Raw genomic sequence first — 22,659 nt, 5'->3', positions numbered from 1 at the left:
AAAAAAGGGCCGGATATCCAGCCCTTTTTTTATTGCCGTCAGGCAGGGGTCTTTTTGTGTTTGTGTTCGCTGACCATGGTCAGTAACAGCAGGATAACCGCCAGCACACAGCCAGCAATCATCACCATGAAGCCGCCGTCCCAGCCGAAGTAATCGACGGTGTAACCGACAATGGCGCTGGCCGCCACCGATCCACCCAGATAGCCGAACAGGCCGGTGAAGCCCGCCGCCGTCCCCGCCGCTTTTTTCGGGGCCAGCTCCAGCGCGTGCAGACCAATCAGCATCACCGGACCGTAGATCAGGAAGCCAATCACAATCATGCAGGCCATATCGACGCCAGGATTGCCCGCCGGGTTAAGCCAGTAGATCACGGTCGCGATGGTTACCAGCGTCATAAAGAACACCCCGGTCGCACCGCGATTACCGCGGAACACTTTGTCCGACATCCAGCCGCACAGCAGCGTTCCGGGGATCCCCGCATACTCATACAGGAAGTAAGCCCACGACGATTTATCCAGCGTGAAGTGTTTTACTTCTCTGAGATAGGTCGGCGACCAGTCGAGAATGCCGTAGCGCAGCAGATAAACAAACACGTTGGCCAGCGCGATGTACCACAGCAGCTTGTTCGGCAGCACATATTTCATGAAGATCTGTTTAGCCGTCAGCTCCTCTTCGTGGCTGGCATCATAGTCGGGCGGATAGTCGTTTTTGTACTCTTCAATCGGTGGCAGACCACAGGATTGCGGCGTATCACGCATCAGCGCAAAGGCCAGAATCGCAATGGCGATGGCGCCAAACGCCGGCATATAGAGTGCCGCTTTCCAGTCGTTGAACCACGCCATACCGAGCAGGAACAGCAGAGGCGGAATACCGCCGCCGACATTATGGGCGCAGTTCCAGACCGAAACGATCCTGCCGCGCTCTTTCTGCGACCACCAGTGAACCATGGTACGTCCACAAGGTGGCCAGCCCATGCCCTGGAACCAGCCGCAGATAAACAGCAGCACGAACATCACCATAATGCTGGAGGTGGCCCAGGGAACGAATCCCATGATCAGCATCACTGTCGCAGCCAGAATCAGGCCTGCCGGTAAGAAGACGCGCGGGTTTGAGCGGTCAGAGACCGATCCCATGATGAATTTTGAAAAGCCGTAGGCGATGGATATGCCGGATAAGGCAAAACCGAGATCGCCACGTGAAAAACCCTGCTCTACCAGGTAGGGCATGGCGAGTGCGAAGTTTTTTCTGACCAGATAGTAGGCGGCGTAACCAAAGAAGATCCCGATGAAAATTTGCCAGCGCAGACGACGGTAGAGCGGATCAACGTGATCCTCCGCCACCTGCGGCTGACGTGGTGCAGGTTTAAAAATGCTCAGCATCAGTGAGGCCCTCCAGGGCACATTATGGTTTTTAATTCCCAGCAGGTTGGGGCAGGAAAAGAGCAGAAGAAAATGGACGCAGAATGTTCCATTTCGCGCAAAGAATAGTGTTAGTTGCGCAACGTTACTGTGATGAATGACACATTTGTTACACTTTTATTACATTCTGGAGCGGAAGTGATCATGCGATGGATCATTTCGCGCATTTTATCTGGCTGAAAGATCTTTATGCAGACAGTTATGTCAGGAAGCGAAAGCCCTTTTCCGATGGCTATTCTGATCGCCTGGTTTGTAATCAGATGTCAACCAGATTTCACAGCCTGATGGCAGCACATTGTTTACACTGACGGCCTGTTAATTTCGGGGTCGTCACCGTGTTTTTATTGATTATTACCACCATTCTGTGGGCCTTTTCGTTCAGTCTGATTGGCGAATACCTTGCCGGGCAGGTGGACAGCTGGTTCTCTGTACTGATGCGACTGGCGCTGGCTGCGCTGGTATTTTTACCTTTCCTGCGCTGGCGTGGTCATCGCCCTTCAACGCTGTTGCTTTACATGCTGGTCGGGATGCTGCAGCTGGGCGTGATGTATCTGCTGAGTTTCGAAGCCTATCTCTACCTTAGCGTGTCGGAATTCCTGCTGTTCACGGTGATGACGCCGCTTTATGTGACGCTGATTTACGATCTGATCAGCCGTCGTCCACTGCGCATGGGTTATATCTTCAGTGCACTGCTGGCTGTGGCAGGTGCGGCCATTATTCGCTATGACAAAGTCAGCGATCATTTCTGGTTTGGTCTGCTGTTAGTGCAACTGGCAAATATCTGCTTTGCGGCGGGAATGGTGGGCTATAAGCGTCTGCAGGAGACCCGCCCGATGCCGCAGCACACGGCCTTCTCCTGGTTCTATCTGGGTGCGGTGTTGATTGCGGTGATCGCCTGGTGTGCCTGGGGCAATCCGCAGAAGTTGCCGACCACCTCATTGCAGTGGGGCATTCTGGTCTGGCTGGGCATTGCGGCTTCCGGTCTCGGCTATTTTATGTGGAATTATGGTGCGACCCAGGTCGATGCCGGCACGCTGGGCATTATGAATAACATGCACGTTCCTGCCGGGCTGCTGGTGAATCTGGCTATCTGGCAGGAGAAACCGCACTGGCCAAGCTTTATAGCGGGCGCAATGGTGATCCTCGCCTCGCTGTGGGTGCATAAGCGCTGGGTGGTGGGGCGCGGTGACCGATCATAAACAGGGCTGTTGCATGGGAGCGGCCTCCCGGGCTGGCGCGTCCGATCGCGAAGGAATCTCACATCCCTGTGGATCGGCCGGGCCATCCCTGGCCCGGACGCTTCGCTCTTCAGACGCGCCAGCCCTGGAGACTTAACAGCATCATCGCAGTTGAACCAGGGGCTCAGAGCGAATATGAAGGAGGGGATGGAGCGCTGAAACGTAGAGCATTCGCGATGGAGCTGGCGTGTGCGATCGCGAAGGAATCTTCCAGGATGGTCCAGAAATGCTCCCGGCGCTTTTTTCCCCTGCGACGAAGGCTCTACCGATGACCCGCTTTCACTCCCCAGGGCTGGCCTGGTGTTGCTAATTAAAAAGCCATGAAGAAGCTTAAGGGAAGAGGTGGCGCAACTGAGGAGCAAAGCGTCCGAGCCAGGGATGGCGAGGCCGTGCTGCATGGATGCAGGCTTTCTTTGCGATCAGATGCGCCACTTCTGACCACGCAGGTACCCGAAGCGATCAGCCACAGACGTTAAGCAGGCTTTTCACTCTTAGGACGCTGAATCATCGCCAGCCCTTTCAGGAAGTTACGCAGAATCTGATCGCCGCATTCGCGATAGTTCTTATGATCAGGTTTGCGGAAAATCGCACCAATCTCAGCCTGTGAAACGGTAAAATTCACGCGTTTCAGTACATCAGGAATGTCGGTGGTTTTCAGATCAAAAGCGATACGCAGCTTTCTCATGAAGATGTTATTGGTCATCTTGCGCTCAATCGACGGCGCGGGCGCATCTTCACTTTTGCCGCGACGGTAGAAGATCAGGCCATTCAGGAAATAACCCATCAGCACATCGGGGCAGGGACGGAACGCAGCATCGTCATCTTTTTTCAGCCACGCCTGAATATCCGCCAGCGGCACGTCACATTGCGCCAGCGCAAAAATCTCCACCATTTTGGCATCGCTCAGGTTGAGCATATAGCGCACGCTGCGCAGAATATCATTGTTAGTCATGGTGAAATCTTCTCGTGGTCAGTCGACAGGCTGCGCATTATAGGGGATTTTGCCCGCCTTCGCGCAGGTTTGTGCCCGCCAGATTATCGCTGCAACACCGCACCGGGCAGCGCGGCGTCGCGCACAAAAGGCAGATGCTCACAGGCGTGCTGACGGGCAAAGCGGATAAACGCTTCCAGCACCGGCTGACGTTGCTCCCCTTCGCGCACGGCCGCATAAAGACGGCTCCACAGGCCATCGCCCAGCGTGCGGGTGACCACCAGACCCTGCTTCTCAAAACTCTCCACCACCCAGTGCGGCAGCGCGGCAATCCCCATACGTGCCGAGACCATCTGAATCATCAGCAGGGTGTTATCCACACTTTTCAGTGCCGGACTGACGCCTGCGGGCTGCAGGAAGTGACGCCAGATATCCAGACGCTGACGCTGCACCGGATAGATCATCAACACCTCATCGGCTAGATCTTCCGGCGAAATCTGCTCAACCTGCGCCAGCGGGTGATCCGTTGCCAGCACCAGCCGCACTTCATAATCAAACATCGGGGAGTAGAACAGACCCGAGCGCGCCAGGATATCGGAGGTCAGCACCACATCCAGCTCACCCTGTTGCAGGGCGGGTTGAGGATCAAAGGTCACGCCCGATTTGAAATCCATCACCACCTGCGGCCAGCTCTGGCGGAATTTATCCAGCGCGGGAGTCAGCCACTGGATGCAGCTATGACACTCTATCGCCACCCGCAGCGTGGTCTGATGCGGCTCATGGCAGGCCTGCAATGCCTGCTGAATCTGCGGCAGCACCTGCTCTGCCAGCTGCAGCAGAATATCGCCCTGCGGCGTAAAGCGCAGCGGCTGACTTTTACGCACGAACAGGCGGAATCCCAGCCGCTGCTCCAGATCGCTGAACTGATGAGACAACGCCGATTGCGTCTGATGAAGCTGGGCCGCCGCCGCCGCCAGCGAGCCCGTATTGCGCAGAGCCTGAAGCGTCCGCAGGTGCTTGAGTTCGATCATGAGAGTCCTTCACATCGAAAATGAACATATTGCGCTTGAGCAATATACAGTACCCGCAGAGTATAGCAGTGTAAACATCTGGACGGCTAAACATCTTTGGCTGCCCATTTCAGCCAAAGTGAAAGATTATCTGGAGAACAGCACATGACTATCCTGAACCATACCCTCGGCTTTCCCCGTATTGGCCTGCGCCGTGAACTGAAAAAAGCGCTGGAGAGTTACTGGGCTGGCGACAGCACGCAGCAGGCATTACTGGCGACGGGCCGTGAGCTGCGTGCACGACACTGGCAACAACAGAAAGAGGCGGGCGTCGATCTGCTGCCGGTCGGCGATTTCGCCTGGTATGACCATGTGCTGACCACCAGCCTGATGCTGGGTAACGTGCCCGCGCGTCATCAGAACAAAGCCGGCACCGTAGACCTCGACACCCTGTTCCGCCTGGGACGCGGTCGTGCGCCGACCGGTGAGCCTGCGGCGGCGGCAGAAATGACCAAATGGTTTAACACCAACTATCACTACATGGTGCCAGAATTTACCCAGGGTCAGACGTTTAAACTGACCTGGACCCAACTGCTGGACGAGGTGGATGAGGCACTGGCGCTGGGACACAACATCAAGCCAGTGCTGCTGGGGCCGGTGACGTATCTGTGGCTGGGTAAAGTGAAGGGTGAGCCGTTTGAACGTCTGTCGCTGCTGGAGGGAATTCTGCCGGTCTATCAGCAGGTGCTGGCGGAACTGGCTAAGCGCGGCATCGAATGGGTACAGATTGATGAACCCGCTCTGGCACTGGAGCTGCCGCAGACGTGGCGCGAAGCCTTCCAGCCGGCGTATGACGCACTGCAGGGTCACAGCAAACTGCTGCTGACCACCTATTTTGACAGCATCGGCCAGAACATTGATGTGATTCGTGCGCTGCCGGTGCAGGGGCTGCATGTCGATCTGGTCCATGGTCGTGATGATATTCAGCAACTGAATCAGCAACTGCCCGCCAGCTGGCTGCTGTCGCTCGGCGTGATCAACGGACGCAACGTCTGGCGCGCCGATCTGAGCCGCTGGTTCAGCCGCTTGCAACCGCTGACCAGAGCGCGTGAACAGGTGTGGATCGGCTCCTCCTGCTCGCTGCTGCACAGCCCTATCGACCTGAGCGTCGAGACCCGTCTGGATGATGAAGTCAAAAGCTGGTTCGCCTTTGCGCTGCAGAAATGTGCCGAGCTATCACTGCTGAGTCAGGCACTCAACAACAACGATGCGACGGCGCTGGAAGCCTGGAGCGCACCGGTACACGCCCGCGCTCACTCCCGCCGCGTGCATAATGCGGCGGTGGGCCAGCGTATTAAGGCCATTACCCCACAGCACAGTGAACGCCAGAGCGCTTATCCGGTGCGGGCGGTCCTGCAGCGTCAGCGTTTCAATCTGCCAGCCTGGCCTACCACCACCATCGGCTCTTTTCCGCAGACCACTGAAATTCGCGGCCTGCGCCTCGACTTTAAACAGGGCCGGCTCGACAGCAACCATTACCGCACCGGCATCGCGGAGCACATTAAGCAGGCGATTCTCGAACAGGAGCGGCTGGGGCTGGATGTGCTGGTTCACGGTGAAGCGGAACGTAACGACATGGTTGAGTACTTCGGCGAACATCTGGAGGGGTTTGTCTTTACACAGAATGGCTGGGTTCAGAGCTACGGTTCACGCTGTGTGAAACCGCCTGTCATCATCGGCGATGTCAGTCGTCCGGAGGCGATCACCGTTGAGTGGGCCAGATATGCCCAGTCGCTGACCAACAAGCCGGTAAAAGGGATGCTGACCGGTCCGGTAACCATCCTCTGCTGGTCATTCCCGCGTGAAGATGTGTCACGCGAAACCATCGCGAAACAGATCGCGCTGGCGCTGCGTGATGAAGTCGAAGACCTGGAGAATGCCGGCATCGGGATTATCCAGATTGATGAGCCTGCGCTGCGTGAAGGTCTGCCACTGCATCAGTCAGAGTGGGCCGCCTACCTGAACTGGGCGGTGGAGGCCTTCCGACTGAATGCGGCGGTGGCGCGGGATGAAACCCAGATTCACACCCATATGTGTTACTGCGAGTTCAACGACATCATGGACGCTATCGCGGCGCTGGATGCCGATGTGATCACCATCGAAACCTCGCGATCTGACATGGACCTGCTGGAGGCGTTTGAAAACTTCGACTACCCGAATGAAATCGGCCCCGGCGTCTACGACATCCATTCGCCTAACGTCCCCAGCGTGGAGTGGATAGAAGCACTGTTGCTTAAGGCGGCGAAACGTATTCCGGAAGCGCGTCTGTGGGTGAACCCGGACTGCGGTTTGAAAACACGGGGCTGGACGGAAACGCGTCAGGCGCTGGCGAACATGGTGACGGCAGCGAAGAAATTGCGTGGAGAAACGGCGTAGGGAATCGGGTCTGGTGGACGAAAAAATCAGGGGCGCATAAGCGCCCCTTTTTTATTTACTGCGATGCAACACCATACTGCCTGAACCAGGCCAGCATCCGCTGCCAGCCATCATTGGCAGATTCAGCATGGTAGCTTGCACGATAGTCAGCATTAAAGGCATGACCCGCTTCGGGATAGACGATGATCTCTGCGGTTGCATTGGCGGCATGCAGTGCCTGACGCATCTGCTCGACGCTCTCCAGCGGGATACCCTCATCCTGGCCACCATACAAACCTAATACTGGCGCATTCAGATCGACCGCAATATCAATAGGATGCTTCTGCTGCTTCAGCGTGCGCTCACCGGTCAGTCGTCCATACCACGCCACGGCGGCGCGCAGTTGCGGGTTATGCGCGGCGTAGAGCCAGCTGATTCGGCCACCCCAGCAAAAACCGGTGATGCCCATGCGACGAATATCGCCGCCGTTGCGTGCGGCCCAGTTGGCTGCATGATCGAGATCGGCCAGCACCTGGCTGTCAGGCACTTTGCTGACCAGCTCGCTGAACAGCGTGGGGATATCGTTATACTCAGCGGGATCGCCCTCGCGGAAATAGAGCTCAGGCGCAATCGCCAGATAGCCTTCCAGCGCCAGGCGGCGGCAGATATCCCGGATGTGTTCATGCACACCAAAGATCTCCTGCACGACCAGCACGACAGGCCATGGGCCTTCCGCTGACTGGGGTTTTGCAAAGAATGCCGGCATGTTTTCGCCCTGACTGGGCACTGAGGTTTCACCCGCCTGAATCGCCGGGCTATCGGTAATGATGGTGGTGGAGGCGGTGGGCTGCACGGCAGGGGCAAAGCCGCCCGTCGCCGGTTTTTGTGCCATATTATCACTGGGTTTCATTATTCTCTCCGTGCAAGCATTTGCGCAATCACGTAACTATAGCCTGGCCGGAAAGCGTATGCGCCAGGTGTCGGGTCACAGAATCAGCAGCGAATAAAATCATCCTCCTCTTTAACATTGCGCTGACCCTGACACAGCCCCACCGAGAGCTATCCGCACCAGGAAGATGCTATTGTGTGATTGTTGTCACAATTTATCTTTCGGGAAATGTAACTTTCATTTTTTTAAGTGAATTTTGTCACATATTTATTGGGCGTGCTGGCGTAGAGTGGCGCGCTACCTTCCCTTAACAGGAGTCTGAAAATGACACAGTCTGACGTTTTCCATCTTGGCCTGACCAAAGCCGATCTGCAGGGCGCCACCCTGGCGATTGTGCCGGGCGATCCGGAGCGCGTGAAGAAAATTGCCGGACTGATGGAAGATGCCACGCATCTCGCCTCACACCGTGAATTTACCTCCTGGCTGGCAAAAATTGATGGTAAGCCGGTCGTGGTCTGCTCAACCGGCATTGGCGGTCCGTCGACCTCGATTGCGGTCGAAGAGCTGGCACAGCTTGGCGTACGTACCTTCCTGCGTGTCGGTACCACGGGCGCTATCCAGCCGCATATCAATGTCGGCGATGTGCTGGTGACCACCGCATCCGTTCGCCTGGACGGGGCCAGCCTGCATTTTGCGCCGATGGAGTTTCCGGCAGTGGCTGATTTCGCCTGCACCACCGCGCTGGTTGCCGCCGCAGAAGCCTGTGGCGCGAAAACGCATATCGGCATCACCGCCTCTTCTGACACCTTCTATCCGGGTCAGGAGCGCTACGACACCGTCTCGGGCCGCGTAGTCAGTCGCTTCAGGGGATCGATGAAAGAGTGGCAGGATATGGGCGTTCTCAACTATGAGATGGAATCCGCTACACTGTTAACCATGTGCGCCAGCCAGGGTCTGCGAGCCGGCATGGTGGCGGGCGTGATTGTGAACCGCACTCAGAAAGAGATCCCGGATGCGGTCACCATGAAACAGACAGAAAGTGACGCAGTGAAGATTGTGGTCGAAGCGGCGCGTCGCTTACTATAACGACCGCGTCTGGCAGCAGGTTTTTTGTCCAGACTCAAAACCTGCGGCCGGTAGTTAACGGCGCGTAATATCAGTGAAACCTGAGAGTTTTTATGCGCAATACTATTCCCGTCCGACGTCCTGCCCCTGGTGCTAATCCGGCCGCACTCAAAGCCATGCTGGAACGCAGTGCCGAACGTTTCCGTGCCGCCATGCAACAGGGCGACTATGCGCTGGCCGCTCAATGCTGTGAAGAGGTATTGCGCACGATGCCCAATCAGATGCAGGTGCTGAGCGACTACGCGCTCTGCCTGCTGCGTCTGGGTCAGTACAATAAATCGTACAAAATCTACCAGAAGATTTATCAGTCGCCGCCCGCGGTGCAGGCTACCGCCTCCGAAACCTGGCTGGATGGCCTGACCGAAGTGTGTGGCTGGCTGGATAAAAAGGATGAGGTGGCGCGTCATGGGCTGGCCTCGCTGATGCGCTCTGATGCGCGTTTCAGTCAGGGGCAGCGCGCCACGTTTCCCGCTCCGCAACCGGAGCCTGTCGATCTCACTCATCCGCACCAGAATGTCATCGCTTTCTGCCTCTATGGCGATCAGCCGCGCTACTGTGAAACCTTAATCAAAAACGTTGAAGTGGCGCCTGAGCTCTATCCCGGCTGGGTCTGCCGCATCTACCTCGATGACAGCGTGCCGCAGCATGTCTGGCAGCGCCTTGACCAGCCGCACGTCCAGCTGATCGATATGTCCCACGAGAAAACGCTGTTTCCGACCCTGTGGCGTTTCCTGGTGATGGACGATCCTGGCGTGAAGCGTTTTATCGTGCGTGATGCCGACTCGCTGCTCTCGGAGCGCGAAGCGGCGGCGGTTAACGCCTGGCTGGCGTCGCCTTACTGGTTCCACCATATGCGTGACTACTTCTCCCATACTGAGCTGCTGCTGGCAGGGATGTGGGGCGGCTGTCACGGCGTCTTCCGGGATGTGGAACAGGCGATGCGCGATTTCATTGCGCAGTATCAGGGCAGCCAGCGCTTCACCGATCAATATTTCCTCAAGGTGGCGTTGTGGCCGACGGTGCGTGAAAGCCTCCTGAGCCACGATGCGCTGTTTCATTTTCATCAGGCCCAGCCGTGGCCTGACCATGCCCCCGTGCGCTGGCAGACGCCGCATTTCCATGTGGGCAGCAATGCCGGTTTTGCCAGTATGACCGGCAAATCCAGCGCCGCTGAGGGAAGCAGACAGCGCGTCGCGATCACCTCGGGCGGGACAACCTGGCACTATCTGGCGCAGGTTAAAAAGGGTGAATGGCTATTGCCCATGCCGTTTTTTCTGATTGATGAGTGGCAGGCTGGCAAGCTCACGGTGGTGGCGCTGTAAGGCGCTGAATCCTGCTAAAATTATCTGGACATTCATACAGTGCGACTCTACCTTTCCCTCAGCAGCCTGAGTCGCGGGGGAAATCATGGATCAGCACATCATTATCAGCGCCTGTCTGGCGCTTGCCGGGTTAGGGATTGGCTGGATGCTGGCACAGTTACGTGCCGGCCATCAGGTCGCCAGTTTCCAGACCGAGCGCCGTCTGCAGGAAGAGGCGCAACAGCGTCAGCAGCAGCAAATCGAACAGCTTCAGCAGCAGACGCAGCAGCGTGAGCAGGAGCTTCGTCAGCTGCACGGCGCGCTGAGCGGCGCCAATGAGCGACTGCAACAGCTTGATTACTGGCGTAATGAAAGTGAGCAGCTTAATCGTGAACTGCGCAATCAGCTGGAGGTCAACAGCGCACAGGAAGCGGAGCTGCGTGAGGTGACCATTCGCCTTGAAGAGACCCGTTTCGCCGCAGAAGAGAAACAGCGCCTGCTGACCAACAGCGAACAACGCCTTAGCGCCCAGTTTGAAAACCTCGCCAACCGTATTTTCGAAAACAGCGGCCGTCGCGTCGATGAACAGAACCGGCAAAGTCTGGACGGGCTGATTGGTCCGTTGCGTGAACAGCTTGATGGCTTCCGTCGTCAGGTTCATGAAAGCTTTGGCGCAGAAGCGCGTGAGCGACATACCCTGACCCATGAAATCCGGCAGTTACAGCAGCTGAATGCGCAGATGGCGCAGGAGGCGCTTAACCTGACCAAAGCGCTGAAGGGCGATAATAAAATCCAGGGTAACTGGGGTGAAGTGGTGCTGAGCCGGGTACTGGAAGCTTCCGGACTGCGTGAAGGCTACGAATATGAAACCCAGGTGAGCATTCAGTCAGAACAGCAGGGCAGGATGCAGCCGGATGTGATTGTGCGCCTGCCGCAGGGCAAAGATGTGGTGGTGGACGCCAAAATGACGCTGGTGGCCTATGAGCGCTACTTCAATGCGGATGATGAGATCGAACGAGAGCAGGCTATTCAGGAACATGTCGCTGCCATGCGGGCGCACATCCGCCTGCTGGGACGAAAAGATTATCAACAATTGCCCGGCTTACGATCGCTGGATTATGTGCTGATGTTTATCCCGGTGGAGCCCGCCTTTTTGCTGGCCATTGACCGCCAGCCTGAGCTGATTGGTGAGGCGCTGCAGCAGAACATCATGCTGGTCAGCCCCACCACGCTGCTGGTGGCGTTGCGTACCATTAATAATCTGTGGCGCTATGAGCATCAGAGCCGCAATGCGCAGCGTATTGCCGATCGGGCAACGCGGCTCTATGACAAGATGCGGCTGTTTGTCGATGACATGAGCGGCATTGGTCACAGCCTGGATAAAGCACAGAACAGCTATCGCGAGGCGATGAAAAAGCTGTCGGAAGGGCGCGGCAATCTGATTGCGCAGACTGAAGGATTTCGAGCGCTGGGCGTGGAGATCAAACGACCAATCAATCCTCAGCTGGCCGAACGTGCCATGCCGGAAAACCGGGCGGCTGATGATGCAGATGATGACAGTGATGCGGATGAGAGTGAGATGCATGTGAGGCGCCTCCACGAATAGTATGGGCGCAGCGTGCCTGACTTCCGTGACTCTGATACACTTCGGGAAGTATTGTTTGTGGAGCAGGTAAAACCGATGGCAGATGAATCACAGCAGGAAACTACCCATTTTGGCTTTCAGACGGTCGCCAAAAGCGAAAAAGCTGACAAAGTCGCGGACGTGTTTCACTCCGTAGCGGCAAAATATGACCTGATGAACGATTTGATGTCGTTTGGCGTCCATCGTATCTGGAAGCGTTTTACCATTGACAGCAGCGGCGTACGTCGCGGTCAGCGCGTGTTAGATCTGGCGGGGGGTACCGGCGATCTGACGGCTAAATTTTCTCGCCTGGTGGGCGAAACGGGTCAGGTGGTACTGGCCGATATCAACAGTTCCATGCTGAAGATGGGCCGCGAAAAGCTGCGCAATCAGGGCGTGGTCGGCAACGTGAGTTACGTACAGGCCAATGCCGAAGCCCTGCCTTTCCCCGATAACTATTTCGACTGCATTACCATCTCTTTTGGCCTGCGTAACGTTACGGAAAAAGAGAAGGCGCTGGCCTCTATGTTCCGGGTACTCAAGCCGGGCGGACGCCTGCTGGTGCTGGAGTTCTCTAAACCCGTTCTGGATCCGCTGAGCAAAGCGTATGACGCCTACTCGTTCCACATTCTGCCGCGTATCGGACAGCTGGTGGCGCAGGATGCAGAGAGCTATCGCTATCTGGCCGAATCGATCCGCATGCATCCCGATCAGGAGACCCTGAAAGCGATGATGAACGATGTTGGTTTTGAAAATACCACTTACTCCAATATGACCGGCGGCATTGTGGCGCTGCATCGTGGATTTAAGTTCTGAGTGAGATGGTAATGAACCTGACGCCCTTGATTACCGCGGGCCTGGAAACGGCGCTGAACCGTATTCTCTATCGCGATCGTGGCCTGAAACCGGCGCGGCAACGCCTGAATGGCAAAGTGCTGACGCTGCGCCTGAATGAGTTCTCTCATCCGCTGGTGCTGGTCTTCAGTGAACAGCAGGTCGATGTGTTAGCTGACTGGCAGGATCGCAGTGACTGCACGGTGATCACCTCGCTGAAAACCCTGCCGAAGCTGCGCGATCGCCAGCAGCTGACGCCGCTGATCCGTAGCGGTGAACTGCAGGTTGAAGGTGACCTGCAGGTGGTGCAGCAGTTCTCTGCGCTGATGGATCTGGCTGAGCTGGATCCGGCAGAATATCTGGCTCCCTGGGTCGGCGATATCGCCGCACAGGGGATCAGCCAGCGCTCACAACAGGCATTACGCTTTTTCAAAGGTGAAGTGCAGCGTCGCCAGGATTATCTCGGACAGGCCATAACCGAAGAGTGGCGTGTTGCGCCTGGCTCGCTGGAATTAGCCTGGTTTTCTGAGGAGGTCGACGCGATGGAACGTTCGCTTGAGGCGCTTGATGCGCGTCTGGCGCAGCTGGAGGCAAAATGAGTTTTGGAGAGATCCGCCGCTTATATCTGATCATGAAGGTGTTTCTGACCTATGGCCTTGATGAACTGATTCCTCAGACACGCCTCACTTTCCTGTTTCGCCTGTGGCGTCGCTCTGTTTTCTGGATCCCTAATCTGCATCAGCATGAACCGATCGGCGCACGTATGCGCATGGCGATGGAGCAGCTGGGTCCGGTCTGGATCAAGTTTGGCCAGATGCTGTCGACCCGTCGTGATCTCTTCCCGCCGCTGATTGCCGATCAACTGGCGATCCTGCAGGACCGTGTTGCGCCGTTCGATGGCGTCAAAGCCAAAGCGCAGATTGAAGCTTCAATGGGCGCGCCGATTGAAACCTGGTTTGATGATTTTGATATCAAGCCACTGGCTTCGGCATCCATTGCGCAGGTGCACACCGCCACGCTGAAATCAACTGGCAAGAAAGTGGTGATCAAAGTGATTCGCCCCGATATTTTGCCGGTGATTCGGGCGGACATGAAGCTGATCTATCGCCTGGCCCGCTGGGTCCCGCGCCTGTTGCCGGATGGCCGTCGTCTGCGTCCGGTCGAGGTGGTGCGCGATTATGAGAAAACCCTGCTTGATGAGCTGAATCTGTTACGTGAAGCGGCCAACGCCATTCAGTTGCGCCGGAATTTTGAAGATAGCCGCATGCTCTATGTGCCGGAAGTCTATTCCGACTACTGCAGCGAAACCATGATGGTGATGGAGCGCATCTACGGCATTCCGATTTCAGACGTAGCCACGCTGGAGCGTCATGGCGTTAATATGAAGCTGCTGGCAGAACGTGGCGTGCAGGTCTTCTTCACCCAGGTCTTCCGCGACAGCTTCTTCCATGCGGATATGCATCCTGGCAATATTTTTGTCAGCTATGAACATCCGGAAGATCCACAATATATCGGCATCGACTGCGGTATCGTGGGTTCACTGAACAAAGAAGATAAGCGCTATCTGGCTGAAAACTTTATCGCCTTCTTCAACCGTGACTACCGTAAGGTCGCGGAGTTGCACGTTGACTCAGGCTGGGTGCCGCCCGATACCAACGTAGAAGATTTCGAGTTTGCGATTCGCACGGTCTGCGAGCCGATTTTTGAAAAACCGCTGGCTGAAATCTCCTTTGGGCATGTGCTGCTGAACCTGTTCAACACCGCACGCCGCTTTAATATGGAAGTGCAGCCGCAGCTGGTCCTGCTGCAAAAAACGCTGCTCTATGTTGAAGGCATCGGCCGTCAGCTCTATCCGCAGCTCGACCTGTGGAAGACAGCCAAGCCCTTCCTGGAAGAGTGGATCAAAGATCAGGTGGGATTACCGGCTATTATCCGTGCGGTAAAAGAGAAAGCGCCATTCTGGGCTGAGAAGCTCCCTGAGCTGCCGGAGCTGTTTTACGACAGCATGCGCCAGCACAAACTTTTGCGGCACAGCGTCGATAAATTAGTGGGCGATATGAATGCGCAGCGCGTCCGGCACCATCAGGCGCGTTACCTGTTCGGCGTCGGTGCAACGTTGCTGTTAAGCGGAACGGCTGTGCTGCTCACCCGACCGGATTGGGACTTTTTCCCGGCGGTTTTGATGGCCGCAGGAATTGTCTCCTGGTTAATCGGCTGGCGTAAGACAAACTGATTGTCACGTCCGTCTAAAAAAAGGTAATGTCGCTGGCTCAGGCCCGGTTGAAAAGGGCACTCTGTGGTGCATTACCTCATCGTTTTCACAGAATATTAGAGGCTATCTCATGGGCGGTATCAGTATCTGGCAATTGTTAATCATTGCCGTGATTGTTGTACTTCTGTTCGGTACCAACAAATTACGTAATCTGGGTTCAGATTTGGGTTCTTCGATTCGTGGCTTCAAAAAAGCCATGGGTGACGAGGACGACAAAAAGGATCAACCGAAAGAGCAGGACGCTGACTTCGCTGCCAAAACGCTGGCGGACAAACAGCAAACTTCGGCTAACAAAGAAGAAGCCAAGAACGACAAGCAGGTGTAAACCGTGTTTGATATTGGTTTTAGTGAACTGGTATTGGTGTTCGTGATCGGGCTGATTGTACTCGGCCCGCAACGTTTACCGGTTGCGGTGAAAACCGTGGTCGGCTGGATCAGGGCGATTCGTTCGCTGGCAGCCAATGTACAACATGAACTGGCGCAGGAGCTCAAGCTGCAGGAGTTGCAGGAGAGCCTGAAAAAGGTGGAAGAAGCGGGCCGTGGCACGCTCTCACCTGAGCTGAAAGAGTCGATGGAAGAGCTGCGTAAAACTGCGGATTCAATGAAACGCTCGGTCAGTCAGAGCATCGACATTGAAAAAGAGGAAGACGAGGCAAACACCATCCATTCGGCTCAGCACAGGCCCGCGCCTGCTCCGGCTGAGCCTTCGGCGACACCGGCTACAGCAGAACATCAGGCCAGTGCCCCGGCACAGACACCGTCTGCGGTTTCAGACTCAGCCCCGGCGGTGCAGCCCTCTGCCGCACCTTCTGCCGTCGCCACTGCTCCTGCACCGGCTTCTTCAGCGGTTTCATCAGGTCCGGCGGTGCAATCCTCTGCCGCACCAACCGCTGTTGCCAGCGCACCGGCACAGGCACCCACTGGCGACGTCGCCAGGCCGGCCGATCCTGCGCGTCAGTCCGCTACCCCCTCTTCTGCAAGTGATGAACGATAATGGCCGTTGAAGATACCCAACCGCTCATCAGTCATCTGATTGAGCTGCGTAAGCGACTACTGAACTGCATCATCGCCGTATTAGGGATTTTCCTGGTGCTGGTTTATTTCGCCAACGACATCTACCAGCTGGTTGCGGCACCGCTAATCAGCCAGATGCCGGTGGGCTCCAGCATGATCGCGACCGATGTGGCCTCACCGTTTTTCACCCCGATTAAGCTGACCATTATAGTGTCGGTGTTTCTTGCGGTGCCGGTGATCCTCTATCAGGTCTGGGCATTTGTCGCCCCGGCGCTTTACCGTCATGAGCGCAGGCTGGTTATGCCGCTGCTGTTTTCCAGCACCTTCCTGTTCTACTTCGGCGTGGCCTTTGCCTATTTCGTGGTCTTCCCGCTGGCATTTGGTTTTTTCACCAAGACAGCGCCGATCGGCGTGACTGTAGCAACGGATATCTCCAAATACCTCGATTTTGTCATGACGCTGTTTATGGCATTTGGCGTGGCGTTTGAGGTGCCGGTGGCGATTGTGTTGCTGTGCTGGACCGGTATCACCAGCCCGGAAGAGTTGAAGAAGAAACGTCCCTATATTCTGGTGGGCGCCTTCGTGGTCGGGATGTTGCTCACACCGCCGGATGTTTTTTCCCAAACTTTGCTCGCTATTCCGATGTACTGCCTGTTTGAAGTCGGCGTATTCTTTTCCCGTTACTATGTGGGTAAAGGCCGCCGGTTACAGGATGAAGAAGAGAATACCGACTCCTGATGCGGACAGCTTTACCCGCACTGGCGGGAAGCGATCAATCCAAACCGCCCTGATGGGCGGTTTTTGTTTATAAACTGTGGGAAAAATTATGTTTGATATCGGTGTAAACCTGACCAGCACGCAATTCGCCTCCGACCGGCAAAAGGTGGTTAAACGCGCGCGTGATGCGGGCGTCACCGGCATGCTTATTACCGGCACTAACGCGCTGGAGAGCCAGCAGGCTCAGCGACTGGCTGAAGATCAAGCGGGCTTCTGTTGGTCTACCGCGGGCGTCCATCCTCATCATGCCAGCGAATGGTCAACGGAAATTGCCAGCACCCTGCGTCGCCTGGCTGAAAAACCGGAAGTGGTTGCCATCGGTGAATGCGGACTCGATTTCAATCGCAATCTGTCGGCTCATGAGCAGCAGGAGTATGCGTTTGATGCGCAGCTGGCTCTGGCGGCAGAACTCAATATGCCGGTCTTTCTGCACTGCCGCGAAGCCCATGCGCGTTTCGCCGCAGTGCTGGCGCCCTGGCTGCCAAAACTGCCTGGCGCGGTAATCCACTGCTTTACCGGCACGCGTGATGAACTGGAAGCCTGTCTGGGCATGGGATTATCGGTAGGGATTACGGGCTGGGTATGCGATGAGCGCCGTGGTCTGGAGTTGCGCGAGCTGCTGCCACTGATTCCGGCCGATCGCCTGCTGCTGGAAACGGATGCCCCATATCTGCTGCCGCGCGACATGCGTCCACGCCCGACTTCGCGCCGTAATGAACCCTGCTTTTTACCGCATATTGTGCACCAGGTGGCGACATGGCGTGGTGAGAGTGCTGAGGAACTGGCGACCCGCATCGACCATAATGCGCGGACGTTATTCAGACTGGCTTAAATCTTGCGGAACTGCTTGTTGTCGACGCTGCGCATCACCTGCTTGTTCAGCAAATTAAGCAACAGAATTGAGCGCGTTTCACCATCCGGCTCGGCAAAGATAGCGCGCAGCCCTTCAAACGTCCCGTCGGTGATGACCACTTCATCACCGCTTTGCGGCGTTTCAGGGTCAAGCAGGATTTGCGGGACGTCTGTTTCCAGCGCTTCAATCACGGCTGAAGGCACGGTCGCGGGCGTCGTGCCAAAGCGCACGAAGTGGCTGACGCCACGGGTGCTGCTGATCGTCGTGGTGTGAATGGCTTCCGGATCAAACTCGATAAACAGATAATTCGGGAACAGTGGCTCACTCACGGTGGTGCGTTTACCGCGCACGATCTTTTCCAGAGCGATCATCGGGCTGAGGCAATGCACTTCCTGCCGCTCCAGATGCTCCTTCGCGCGCAGTAGCTGTCCACGTTTGCAATAGAGTAAGTACCAGGATTCCATAACTGCTCCCATTGAATGGACGCTAAGAATAGCAAACCTGCTGCCAGAGTTATAGCGCAGGGGCAGGGTAAAGCGTCCCGCAAAGAAAATAAACTGAGACTTTTCTTAAGATGCCCGATGGCAGTAGAAAAGGTGACTGAAAATTGACGTCTGCTATTGCTCTGTATCAGACTCAATGTCCATCACATCTGCAAAAGGATCCTCTGATGGAACTCTTTCTGTTGAGCAACGGCAAGCTGGCGGATGATGCGCCGCTGCTGGGCTATGCGCAGCCGCAGCTGCACGCCATGATCGCCCGACGCGCTATCCGCTCGGCGGTACTGATCCCCTATGCGATTATTCGTGGCGATCAGCAGCAACGCGCCGCCGAACTCAGTGCCTCACTGGGCATTCAGGTTGAGCGGGTTCAGGCATTCGCCTCACCGGCTGAAGCGATTGCGCAGGCAGAGCTGATTTTAGTCAGCGGCGGCAACACGTGGTTCCTGAATCAGATGCTGCATGAGCAGGGTCTGATCGGGGCGATTCAGCGCGCGGTGCGGGAGCGGCAGGTACCTTATGTCGGCTGGAGCGCAGGCTGCAACGTGGCGACGCCCTCAATCCGTACCACGAACGATATGCCGGTGCGCAGCAGCGTGGTGCTGCCTGCGCTGGGACTCTTTCCGGTGCAGATTAATCCCCACTATCTGGATGCCAGCGTCAGCAGTCATATGGGCGAAACCCGTGACGAACGGCTGGCAGAGTTCTGTGCAGTTAATCCGACTGAGTCGGTGATTGCACTGCGTGAAGGCAGTTTTCTGCACGTTCACGACAATCAGCTGCGCTATCACAGCGTGCGAAACGAAGATTTTAAACTGTTTCGCCACGGCGAGCCGATTCAGGGGTATCACGATGCCCGCGCGTTACAACCGCTGGTTCCCTTTCAGTGCGTATGACGCTGCCATATAAACCTCAGCATAACCGCTTAATCAGACCTATAATGGCCGATTCACTCTGGCCGGAAAGCTAAAGCCGCATGAAATATCACGATTTAAGAGACTTTCTCGCGCTGCTCGAACAGCGCGGTGAGCTAAAGCGCATTACCCAGTCGATCGATCCTGAACTGGAAATGACCGAAATCGCCGACCGCACTCTGCGTGCCGGTGGCCCGGCTCTGCTGTTTGAAAACCCGAAAGGGTACGACATGCCGGTGCTGTGCAATCTGTTCGGCACACCAAAGCGTGTGGCAATGGGCATGGGCCAGGAAGAGGTCAGCGCACTGCGTGAAGTGGGTAAACTGCTGGCCTTCCTGAAAGAGCCGGAGCCGCCAAAAGGCTTCCGCGATCTGTTCGATAAGATGCCGCAGTTTAAGCAGGTCCTGAACATGCCGACCAAACGCCTGCGCAATGCACCCTGTCAGGAAGAGGTGTTCAGCGGCGATGAAGTCGATCTGACGCGGATTCCGGTGATGAAGTGCTGGCCGGGCGATGCGGCACCGCTGATTACCTGGGGGCTGACCGTGACGCGCGGCCCGCACAAAGAGCGGCAGAATCTTGGGATCTACCGGCAGCAGGTGATCGGCAAAAATCGTCTGATCATGCGCTGGCTGTCGCACCGTGGCGGTGCGCTCGATTATCTGGAGTGGACGAAAGCGCATCCGGGTGAGCGTTTTCCGGTCTCGGTGGCGCTGGGTGCCGATCCCGCCACTATCCTTGGGGCCGTAACGCCGGTGCCTGATACGCTGTCAGAATATGCGTTTGCCGGTTTACTGCGCGGCAATAAAACCGAAGTAGTGAAATGCCTCTCGAACGATCTCGAAGTTCCCGCCAGTGCGGAAATCGTGCTGGAAGGGTATATCGAAGCGGGCGATATGGCGCCGGAAGGACCTTACGGCGACCACACCGGCTACTACAATGAAGTAGATAGCTTCCCGGTGTTTACCGTTACGCATATTACGCAGCGCCATAAGCCTATCTATCACTCCACCTATACCGGCCGTCCGCCAGATGAACCTGCGGTGCTGGGTGTGGCGCTGAATGAAGTGCTGGTGCCGATTCTGGTGAAGCAGTTCCCGGAGATCGTGGACTTCTATCTGCCGCCAGAAGGATGTTCATACCGGCTGGCGGTCGTGACGATTAAAAAGCAGTACGCGGGGCATGCCAAACGTGTCATGTTTGGCGTCTGGTCGTTTCTGCGGCAGTTCATGTACACCAAATTTGTTATTGTGTGTGACGATGACGTTAATGCGCGTGACTGGAACGACGTGATCTGGGCGATCACTACGCGTATGGATCCGGCCCGCGATACGGTATTAGTGGAAAATACCCCAATCGATTATCTCGATTTCGCTTCGCCCGTTTCCGGGCTGGGATCGAAGATGGGGATGGATGCGACCAATAAGTGGCCAGGTGAAACGCAGCGCGAATGGGGTACACCTATCGTCAAAGATCCTGCGGTCACCGCGCGCATTGATGCTATCTGGGATGAGCTAGGTATTTTTGATCAGCCGCCACAGCGTTGATGGCGAGCACAACCATAAAGACGACCCGACAGAGGGAACGCATGACAACGTTAAGCTGTAAAGTAACTTCGGTTGAGGCGATTACCGACACGGTCTATCGCGTTCGCCTGATCCCTGAAGCGGAATTCAGTTTTCGCGCGGGACAGTATCTGATGGTGGTGATGGACGAGCGTGACAAGCGTCCGTTCTCACTGGCCTCAACGCCGATGGAAAAAGATATCATTGAGCTGCATATCGGCGCGTCCGATCTGAACCTCTATGCCATGGCCGTCATGGATCGCATCCGTAACGATCGCCAGATCACGGTTGATATGCCGCACGGCGATGCCTGGCTGCGTGAAGAGAGCAGCAAGCCGCTGATCCTGATTGCAGGCGGCACCGGTTTCTCCTATGCCCGTTCGATTCTGCTCACTGCACTGGCGGAACAGCCAGAGCGCGATATCGCCATTTACTGGGGCGGACGTGAGCTCAAGCATCTGTACGATCTGGAAGAGCTGGATGCGCTGGCGGTGAAGCACCCGAACCTGAAGGTGATCCCGGTTGTCGAGCAACCTGAAGCGGGCTGGCAGGGCCGTTCAGGCACGGTACTGACGGCAGTAATGCAGGATTTCAGTACGCTGAGCGAGCATGAGATCTACATCGCCGGACGTTTTGAGATGGCGAAGATTGCCCGCGATCGTTTCTGTGCCGAGCGTAGCGCAGTGGAGTCACAGATGTATGGCGATGCGTTTGCCTTTATCTGATTCCCTGTAGCAGCCTGTAGCAGACAGAAAAAACCCGCCGGTTTACGGCGGGTAAATCTGACAAAGTAAGACTCAACGTATTACAGACGCTCGAATACGGTCGCAATGCCCTGACCCAGTCCGATACACATGGTGGCGAGGCCAAAACGGGCATCGCGTCGCTCCATAATATTCAGCAATGTCGTGCTGATGCGTGCGCCGGAGCAGCCCAGCGGATGGCCTAACGCAATCGCGCCGCCATTCAGATTGACCTTATCATCCATCCGTTCCAGCAAACCTAGGTCCTTGATGCAGGGCAGCGTCTGCGCGGCAAAGGCTTCGTTCAGCTCAAACACATCGATATCACTGACGCTCAGTCCCGCCCGTTTCAATGCCAGTTTGCTGGCCGGTACCGGTCCATAACCCATAATCGAAGGATCACAGCCCACCACCGCCATGCTGCGGATGCGCGCGCGCGGTGTCAGCCCCAGTTCACGGGCGCGTGATTCACTCATGACCAGCATGGCGGCCGCGCCATCTGACAACGCCGACGATGTACCCGCCGTGACGGTGCCGTTAACCGGATCGAAGGCGGGTTTGAGTGCCGCCAGTCCTTCGGCGCTGGTCTCCTCGCGAATCACCTCATCGAAGTCATAGCGTTTAAGAATGCCGTCGCTGTCGTGACCATAGGTGGCGACAATCTCTGTTGCAAAGTCCCCACGCTGGGTGGCCTGCCAGGCCCGCTGGTGTGAACGCAGGGCAAATGCATCCTGCTGCTCACGGCTGATATGATGCATCCGTGCCAGCATTTCAGCCGTTAAGCCCATCATGCCTGCTGCTTTTGCCACAGTACGGCCCAGACCGGGATGAAAGTCGACGCCGTGATTCATCGGCACATGTCCCATATGCTCCACGCCACCGATCAGACAGCATTGCGCATCACCGACCATAATGGCGCGGGCCGCATCATGCAGCGCCTGCATTGAAGAGCCACACAGTCGGTTGACGGTGGTGGCCGGCACTGAATGCGGGATTTCGGCCAGCAGCGCGGCGTTACGCGCGATATTAAATCCCTGTTCCAGCGTCTGCTGTACGCAGCCCCAGACGATATCGTCCAGTGATGTCGGGTTCACCGCCGGGTTGCGGCTCAGGAGTTCGCGCATCAGGTGCGCAGAGAGATCTTCAGCGCGCACGTGACGAAAGGCGCCGCCTTTTGAACGTCCCATTGGCGTGCGCACCGCATCAATAATCACCACATTTTCCATCTTTTTGCCC

Annotated in this window: 21 protein-coding genes; 15 read left to right on the top strand and 6 right to left on the bottom strand. The window is 56.4% G+C overall.

The genetic code is table 11. The features are described 5' to 3' along the window. Nucleotides 1–38: 38 nt before the first annotated feature. Nucleotides 39–1,379, bottom strand: a complete 1,341-nt coding sequence (gene glpT / locus ACX8ZY_RS18895) for a glycerol-3-phosphate transporter (protein ID WP_010257284.1) — start codon at nt 1,377–1,379, stop codon at nt 39–41. Between the two features lie 374 nt (nt 1,380–1,753). On the opposite strand from glpT, the gene ACX8ZY_RS18890 reads away from it, so the two are divergent. Beyond that, nucleotides 1,754–2,617, top strand: coding sequence for a carboxylate/amino acid/amine transporter (locus tag ACX8ZY_RS18890; protein ID WP_033759474.1), 864 nt, complete (start codon nt 1,754–1,756; stop codon nt 2,615–2,617). 511 nt (nt 2,618–3,128) lie between these two features. Here ACX8ZY_RS18890 and ACX8ZY_RS18885 read toward each other — a convergent pair. Both ACX8ZY_RS18885 and metR read right to left on the bottom strand, forming a co-directional pair. Continuing rightward, a complete protein-coding gene (locus ACX8ZY_RS18885) occupies nt 3,129–3,608 on the bottom strand; it encodes a YehS family protein (protein ID WP_010257278.1) in 480 nt (159 codons plus the stop codon). A gap of 83 nt (nt 3,609–3,691) precedes the next feature. Beyond that, nucleotides 3,692–4,618: an HTH-type transcriptional regulator MetR gene (metR, locus tag ACX8ZY_RS18880; RefSeq protein WP_003854400.1), complete on the bottom strand. Its 927-nt coding sequence runs from the start codon at nt 4,616–4,618 to the stop codon at nt 3,692–3,694. A gap of 144 nt (nt 4,619–4,762) precedes the next feature. Between metR and metE the strand changes: the two genes are divergently transcribed. Beyond that, a complete protein-coding gene (gene metE, locus ACX8ZY_RS18875; protein WP_346437580.1) occupies nt 4,763–7,033 on the top strand; it encodes a 5-methyltetrahydropteroyltriglutamate--homocysteine S-methyltransferase in 2,271 nt (756 codons plus the stop codon). A gap of 55 nt (nt 7,034–7,088) precedes the next feature. Here metE and ACX8ZY_RS18870 read toward each other — a convergent pair whose 3' ends face one another. Then, nucleotides 7,089–7,922, bottom strand: a complete 834-nt coding sequence (locus tag ACX8ZY_RS18870; RefSeq protein ID WP_010257269.1) for a dienelactone hydrolase family protein — start codon at nt 7,920–7,922, stop codon at nt 7,089–7,091. A 303-nt stretch (nt 7,923–8,225) separates the two neighbouring features. On the opposite strand from ACX8ZY_RS18870, the gene udp reads away from it, so the two are divergent. The 10 genes from udp (at nt 8,226) to tatD (ending at nt 17,680) form a co-directional block, all read left to right on the top strand. After that, nucleotides 8,226–8,987, top strand: a complete 762-nt coding sequence (gene udp, locus ACX8ZY_RS18865) for a uridine phosphorylase (RefSeq protein ID WP_045140888.1) — start codon at nt 8,226–8,228, stop codon at nt 8,985–8,987. Between the two features lie 92 nt (nt 8,988–9,079). Next, nucleotides 9,080–10,348 (top strand): tetratricopeptide repeat protein, encoded by a 1,269-nt coding sequence (locus ACX8ZY_RS18860; protein ID WP_425021249.1) that lies wholly within the window; start codon nt 9,080–9,082, stop codon nt 10,346–10,348. Between the two features lie 85 nt (nt 10,349–10,433). After that, nucleotides 10,434–11,933: a DNA recombination protein RmuC gene (gene rmuC, locus ACX8ZY_RS18855; RefSeq protein WP_010257260.1), complete on the top strand. Its 1,500-nt coding sequence runs from the start codon at nt 10,434–10,436 to the stop codon at nt 11,931–11,933. A gap of 75 nt (nt 11,934–12,008) precedes the next feature. After that, on the top strand, nt 12,009–12,767 hold the full coding sequence (gene ubiE / locus ACX8ZY_RS18850) for a bifunctional demethylmenaquinone methyltransferase/2-methoxy-6-polyprenyl-1,4-benzoquinol methylase UbiE (RefSeq protein WP_008926452.1): 759 nt from the start codon (nt 12,009–12,011) through the stop codon (nt 12,765–12,767). Nucleotides 12,768–12,778: 11 nt separating this feature from the next. Next, entirely contained in the window at nt 12,779–13,384 is a 606-nt protein-coding gene (gene ubiJ / locus ACX8ZY_RS18845; RefSeq protein ID WP_010257253.1) for a ubiquinone biosynthesis protein UbiJ, read from the top strand. Further along, nucleotides 13,381–15,018, top strand: a complete 1,638-nt coding sequence (gene ubiB, locus ACX8ZY_RS18840) for a ubiquinone biosynthesis regulatory protein kinase UbiB (protein WP_010257248.1) — start codon at nt 13,381–13,383, stop codon at nt 15,016–15,018. The genes ubiJ and ubiB overlap by 4 nt, the downstream gene beginning before the upstream one ends. 109 nt (nt 15,019–15,127) lie before the next feature. After that, nucleotides 15,128–15,382: a Sec-independent protein translocase subunit TatA gene (gene tatA / locus ACX8ZY_RS18835; RefSeq protein WP_010257244.1), complete on the top strand. Its 255-nt coding sequence runs from the start codon at nt 15,128–15,130 to the stop codon at nt 15,380–15,382. 3 nt (nt 15,383–15,385) lie between these two features. Next, nucleotides 15,386–16,051: a Sec-independent protein translocase protein TatB gene (tatB, locus tag ACX8ZY_RS18830; protein ID WP_346445777.1), complete on the top strand. Its 666-nt coding sequence runs from the start codon at nt 15,386–15,388 to the stop codon at nt 16,049–16,051. Then, entirely contained in the window at nt 16,051–16,809 is a 759-nt protein-coding gene (gene tatC / locus ACX8ZY_RS18825) for a Sec-independent protein translocase subunit TatC (RefSeq protein WP_062759643.1), read from the top strand. Before tatB ends, tatC begins: the two co-directional genes overlap by 1 nt. 88 nt (nt 16,810–16,897) lie before the next feature. Beyond that, on the top strand, nt 16,898–17,680 hold the full coding sequence (tatD, locus tag ACX8ZY_RS18820) for a 3'-5' ssDNA/RNA exonuclease TatD (protein WP_010257234.1): 783 nt from the start codon (nt 16,898–16,900) through the stop codon (nt 17,678–17,680). On the opposite strand, the gene rfaH is transcribed toward tatD, so the two are convergent. After that, on the bottom strand, nt 17,677–18,165 hold the full coding sequence (gene rfaH, locus ACX8ZY_RS18815; RefSeq protein ID WP_010257230.1) for a transcription/translation regulatory transformer protein RfaH: 489 nt from the start codon (nt 18,163–18,165) through the stop codon (nt 17,677–17,679). The two genes, tatD and rfaH, sit on opposite strands and share 4 nt — an antisense overlap. Before the next feature lie 206 nt (nt 18,166–18,371). On the opposite strand from rfaH, the gene pepE reads away from it, so the two are divergent. The 3 genes from pepE (at nt 18,372) to fre (ending at nt 21,405) form a co-directional block, all read left to right on the top strand. Then, the gene (gene pepE, locus ACX8ZY_RS18810; RefSeq protein WP_022624874.1) at nt 18,372–19,097 is read left to right on the top strand and encodes a dipeptidase PepE; all 726 of its coding nucleotides are present in this window, start codon (nt 18,372–18,374) and stop codon (nt 19,095–19,097) included. An 80-nt stretch (nt 19,098–19,177) separates the two neighbouring features. Then, on the top strand, nt 19,178–20,662 hold the full coding sequence (gene ubiD / locus ACX8ZY_RS18805; protein WP_010257222.1) for a 4-hydroxy-3-polyprenylbenzoate decarboxylase: 1,485 nt from the start codon (nt 19,178–19,180) through the stop codon (nt 20,660–20,662). Between the two features lie 41 nt (nt 20,663–20,703). Beyond that, a complete protein-coding gene (gene fre, locus ACX8ZY_RS18800) occupies nt 20,704–21,405 on the top strand; it encodes an NAD(P)H-flavin reductase (RefSeq protein ID WP_158132085.1) in 702 nt (233 codons plus the stop codon). Nucleotides 21,406–21,485: 80 nt separating this feature from the next. Here fre and fadA read toward each other — a convergent pair whose 3' ends face one another. After that, complete coding sequence (gene fadA / locus ACX8ZY_RS18795) at nt 21,486–22,649, bottom strand: acetyl-CoA C-acyltransferase FadA (RefSeq protein WP_010257216.1); 1,164 nt, start codon at nt 22,647–22,649, stop codon at nt 21,486–21,488. Nucleotides 22,650–22,659 lie beyond the last annotated feature (10 nt).

The sequence above is a fragment of the Pantoea sp. XAF26B01_ASV70 genome, assembly GCF_054512635.1.
The sequence above is the reverse complement of the archived record's forward strand: the minus strand, read 5'-3'. Positions and strand labels throughout refer to the sequence as shown.

Coding starts and splice junctions, on each gene's coding strand:
- fre (WP_158132085.1), top strand. CDS start 20,704: ATGACAACGTTAAGCTGTAAAGTAACTTCGGTTGAGGCGATTACCGAC.
- rmuC (WP_010257260.1), top strand. CDS start 10,434: ATGGATCAGCACATCATTATCAGCGCCTGTCTGGCGCTTGCCGGGTTA.
- tatD (WP_010257234.1), top strand. CDS start 16,898: ATGTTTGATATCGGTGTAAACCTGACCAGCACGCAATTCGCCTCCGAC.
- ubiJ (WP_010257253.1), top strand. CDS start 12,779: ATGAACCTGACGCCCTTGATTACCGCGGGCCTGGAAACGGCGCTGAAC.
- ACX8ZY_RS18860 (WP_425021249.1), top strand. CDS start 9,080: ATGCGCAATACTATTCCCGTCCGACGTCCTGCCCCTGGTGCTAATCCG.
- metE (WP_346437580.1), top strand. CDS start 4,763: ATGACTATCCTGAACCATACCCTCGGCTTTCCCCGTATTGGCCTGCGC.
- ACX8ZY_RS18870 (WP_010257269.1), bottom strand. CDS start 7,922: ATGAAACCCAGTGATAATATGGCACAAAAACCGGCGACGGGCGGCTTT.
- rfaH (WP_010257230.1), bottom strand. CDS start 18,165: ATGGAATCCTGGTACTTACTCTATTGCAAACGTGGACAGCTACTGCGC.
- ubiB (WP_010257248.1), top strand. CDS start 13,381: ATGAGTTTTGGAGAGATCCGCCGCTTATATCTGATCATGAAGGTGTTT.
- glpT (WP_010257284.1), bottom strand. CDS start 1,379: ATGCTGAGCATTTTTAAACCTGCACCACGTCAGCCGCAGGTGGCGGAG.
- pepE (WP_022624874.1), top strand. CDS start 18,372: ATGGAACTCTTTCTGTTGAGCAACGGCAAGCTGGCGGATGATGCGCCG.
- fadA (WP_010257216.1), bottom strand. CDS start 22,649: ATGGAAAATGTGGTGATTATTGATGCGGTGCGCACGCCAATGGGACGT.
- tatA (WP_010257244.1), top strand. CDS start 15,128: ATGGGCGGTATCAGTATCTGGCAATTGTTAATCATTGCCGTGATTGTT.
- ubiE (WP_008926452.1), top strand. CDS start 12,009: ATGGCAGATGAATCACAGCAGGAAACTACCCATTTTGGCTTTCAGACG.
- udp (WP_045140888.1), top strand. CDS start 8,226: ATGACACAGTCTGACGTTTTCCATCTTGGCCTGACCAAAGCCGATCTG.
- metR (WP_003854400.1), bottom strand. CDS start 4,618: ATGATCGAACTCAAGCACCTGCGGACGCTTCAGGCTCTGCGCAATACG.
- tatC (WP_062759643.1), top strand. CDS start 16,051: ATGGCCGTTGAAGATACCCAACCGCTCATCAGTCATCTGATTGAGCTG.
- ACX8ZY_RS18885 (WP_010257278.1), bottom strand. CDS start 3,608: ATGACTAACAATGATATTCTGCGCAGCGTGCGCTATATGCTCAACCTG.
- ubiD (WP_010257222.1), top strand. CDS start 19,178: ATGAAATATCACGATTTAAGAGACTTTCTCGCGCTGCTCGAACAGCGC.